The organism is Nocardia sp. 2TAF39 (assembly GCF_052114905.1).
Classification (GTDB): domain Bacteria; phylum Actinomycetota; class Actinomycetes; order Mycobacteriales; family Mycobacteriaceae; genus Nocardia.
In genome coordinates, this window is the sequence record NZ_JBFRFQ010000102.1 from 1 (window position 1) to 4143 (window position 4143).

The window sequence follows — 4143 nt, forward strand, 5'->3', positions numbered from 1 at the left end:
GCATCCGACAACCGCTCGAGGACCAACACCCCCACACCCTCGGCCCAGCCCACACCATCCGCCGACGCCGAAAACGCCTTGCACCGCCCATCCCGCGACAAACCCCGCTGCCGCGAGAACTCGATGAACAAGAACGGCGTCGACATCACTTGGGCTCCACTCGCCAACGCCATCGAGCACTCACCCTGCCGCAGTGCCTGGCACGCCAGATGGATCGCCACCAGCGACGACGAGCACGCTGTGTCCACCGTCACCGCGGGGCCTTCCAAACCCAACGTGTACGCGACCCGCCCCGACACCACACTGCTCGCCGAACCGGTACCGACGTATCCCTCGACGGCCGCACCCGCCGCCTTGGCGATCTCCTCGTAATCCTGATACGAAACGCCGGTGAAGACACCGGCGTCGCTGCCCCGCAGCGTGGTCGGATCGATACCCGCGTCCTCCAAGGCCTCCCACGACGCTTCCAACAACAACCGCTGCTGCGGATCCATCGCCGCCGCCTCACGCGGACCGATCCCGAAGAACCCCGCGTCGAATTCGGCGACATCAGAGAGGAATCCCCCGTGCCGGAGATAGGACGTGCCGGAGTGGTCGGGGTCGGGATCGAACAATCGATCCAGATCCCAGCCGCGATCGGCCGGGAACTCGCTGATCGCATCCGTTCCGGACGCCACCAGGTCCCACAATCCCTGCGGCGATGTGATACCGCCTGGATACCGGCAGCTCATCCCGACGATCGCGATCGGCTCGTCGGTACGGATCCGACGCGTCACCCGTGCGACGGCGCGGCCGGTGTCCGCAGCCACGTCGCCGACACGAGATCGCACGAACGCCGCCACCGCCGCCGCGGTGGGGTGGTCGAACACCAGCGTCGACGGCAGCTGCACCCCGGTGGCTTTGGCGAGGCGATTGCGAAACTCCACCCCGGCCAATGAATCGAAGCCGAGCTCAGTGAACGGTGCGGTGGCATCGATGGCGTCACCGGAGATGTGCCCCAGCACGCCGGCGACCTGCTCACGAACGACGTCGAGCACGATCGCCTCGCGCTCCTGCGACGGGGCGGCAGCCAGCCGCCGCGCCAACGTCCCGCTCGTGTCCGCGGCCCGCCGCACGGGCACCGTGACGATCGAATGCAACATCCGCGGCAGGGACCCCTCGCGCGCTTGAACCGACAGTGCCTCGGTGTCGAACTCCGTGCCGACCACCACCGGTGCTGCCGCGACGACCGCACGATCGAACAACGCCAAGCCATCCGCCGTCTCCAACGGACGCACTCCCAGCCGACCCATCCGCGCCATCGCCGTACTCCCCAGACCGCTGGTCATGCCGCTGGCCTGGTTCCACGATCCCCACGCGATCGACACCGCGGGCAAGCCCGCTGCCCGCCGACGCGACGCCAGCGCGTCCAGGAACGCGTTCGCGGCGGCATAGTTGCCCTGCCCCGGCGTGCCCACCACCCCCGCGACCGACGAGAACAGCACGAATGCCGAAAGCAGCCGATCGCTGGTCAACTCGTGCAGATGCCACGCGGCATCCGCCTTCGACGCCAACACCCGATCCATCTGCTCGGCGGTCAGCGATTCGATGGTGCCGTCGTCGAGCACGCCCGCCGAATGGATCACCGCACTCGGTGCGAACTCGTCGGACAACTCCGCCAGCAGTACCGCCAACGCCGCTCGGTCGCTCACGTCACATGCCGCGACCCGCACCTGCGCGCCCGCGGCCGTCAGCTCATTCACCAACTGGGCCACACCGTCGGCACGCTCGCCCCGTCGCGACACCAATACCAATCGCCGCACGCCGTGTGCTTCGACGACGTGCCGAGCTACCACCGCTCCCAAACCACTGGTGCCACCGGTGATCAACACTGCACCCGCACCGAACGCCGACCCGTCCGCCACGGCCGACCCCGTCTGCCGCCGCAATCGCGGCACCCACACCGCACCACTGCGCACAGCCAGTTGAGGCTCGTCCGAACCCACCGCTGCAGCGATCACATCGACCGTCACGTCCTCATCGACGCCCGCGTCGATGAGGACGAACCGACCCGGATGCTCGAACTGCGCACTCCGCACCAAGCCCCACACCGCCGCGCCCGCCGGATCCGGCGACTCGCCCGACACGCCCACTGCTGCCCGCGTCAGCACTACCAGTCGTGAGCCGCTCAACCGCTCCTGGGCCTGCCACGTCTGCAACAGCTCCAACGCCGACTGCACCCACGTGCGCGTCCGCACGACCACGTCACCGTCAGTCGAACCGTCCTCGCCGGGCGACCACACGACGACCTCCGCAGGCACATCGTCTTCGAGCAACTCGACGAGACCGGCACGAGGACGATCGACCCCCGCGACGCTGGCGGCGCCGAGCACCGCCGTCGACGCAGGCGCCCCGGTAGACCCTGACGACACCGACACCCATTCGACATCCGACAGCGACGCACGACGACCGGCCCCCATGTTCAGCGCCTTGGCATCCACGGGGCGGGCGGCGAGCGAATCGAGGCTCAGCACAGGCGATCCGGTGTCGTCGACAGCGACGACCCGCATCCGCCCAGCTCCCGACCGCACGAGTCGAACCCGGACGGCCGTCGCCCCGGCGCGGTACAACCGCACCCCGCCGAAAGAGAATGGCAACGGCAGCCGACCCGAGGGCATTTCTTGCGCCAGCTCAGGGATCGCCGCGTGGAAGGCCGCGTCCAACAGCGCAGGGTGAATCCCGAACGCCGCCGCCTGAGTATCGGTTTCGGGCGCGAGCGACACCTCGGCGAGCAGATCGTCGCCGTCGCGCCAGACCGACGTGACCCCCTGGAACGCGGCGCCGTAGCCGAACCCCAAGTCCGCCAAGTGGTCGTAAAGCCCGTCGTTCGGCACCGGATCGGCCCCAGCGGGGGGCCATTCTTCGGTCGCTGCCGATCCGTCCCGTCCCGACTCGACCCACGCGGGAACGGTCTCACCGGCTGGAGCCAGCACGCCGTTGGCGTGCGACGCCCACTCGCCCGCATCCGAATTCCCGTCGGAAACCGCACGAGAGTGGATCACGAACCGGCGTCGACCCGCAGCATCGGCAGATTCGACACCCAGCTGGATATCGACCGCGGCGCCGTCCTCGAGCAGCAGCGGCGTTTCGAGCAGCAGTTCCTCGACGGACTCGGTGCGCAACCGTGCTCCCGCGGTCAGCGCTAGTTCCACAAAACCGGCCCCGGGCAACAATACCGAGCCGAATACCGCGTGATCGGCGAGCCACGGATGAGTCCGCAACGACACCCGTCCGGTGAACAGCCATTCGTCCTTGCCTGCCAACGGCACGACGCCGGTCAGGATCGGATGATCCGACGACCCCGGCGTCGCGTAATCGCTGAGCGGCTCCAACCAATACCGTTGACGCTGGAACGCGTATGTGGGCAACGACACCCGGCGCAGAGACCGGCCCGCGAACAACGGTCGCCAGTCCACGTCGACACCGGCGGTATGCGCTTGCCCCAACATCGTCACGCACTGCGTCGCCTCGTCGACGGTGCGTCGAGACGCGGCGGCTACCACCGAGTCCGCCTCGACGTCCGGGTGTTCCGCCAGGCACTGACGAGTCATCGACGCCAGCACCGCATCCGGGCCCAACTCCACGAACCACCGAGCCCCTGCTGCGACGAGAGTTTCCACGCCAGGCGCGAACCGCACACAACCACGCACCTGCTCGACCCAATACCCCGGATCGGTCACCTCGGCCCCGGCAACAGCACCGGAAACATTCGACACCATCGGAACTGTCGGCGCTCGATACGTCAGACCCGCAGCCACGGAGCGGAATTCCACCAGCATCGGGTCCAGCCGCGCGGAGTGGAATGCATGGCTCACCCGCAATCGCGACGTCTTGACGCCATCGTCGGACAACCTGCGCTCCGCGTCTTCGACGGCGTCGTCGTCACCGGAGATCACCACGGAGTCCGGACCGTTCACCGCTGCGACCGACACTCGATCGCCGTAGTCGGTCAGTTCCTGCGCCACCTCGGTTTCCGACATGGCGACCGCGAGCATCGCGCCGCCCTCCGGTAGCGCCCCCATCAACCGGCCCCGCGCCGCCACCAACGCACAGGCATCCTCGAGCGACCACACCCCCGCGACAAACGCGGCGACCAGTTCACCG

1 protein-coding gene is annotated in these 4143 nt (G+C 68.4%); it reads right to left on the bottom strand.

Annotated elements, in window-relative coordinates; translation table 11 throughout:
- On the bottom strand, positions 1 to 4143 hold a 4143-nt coding region (locus tag AB4Z47_RS30335; RefSeq protein ID WP_441956093.1), incomplete at both ends, for an SDR family NAD(P)-dependent oxidoreductase.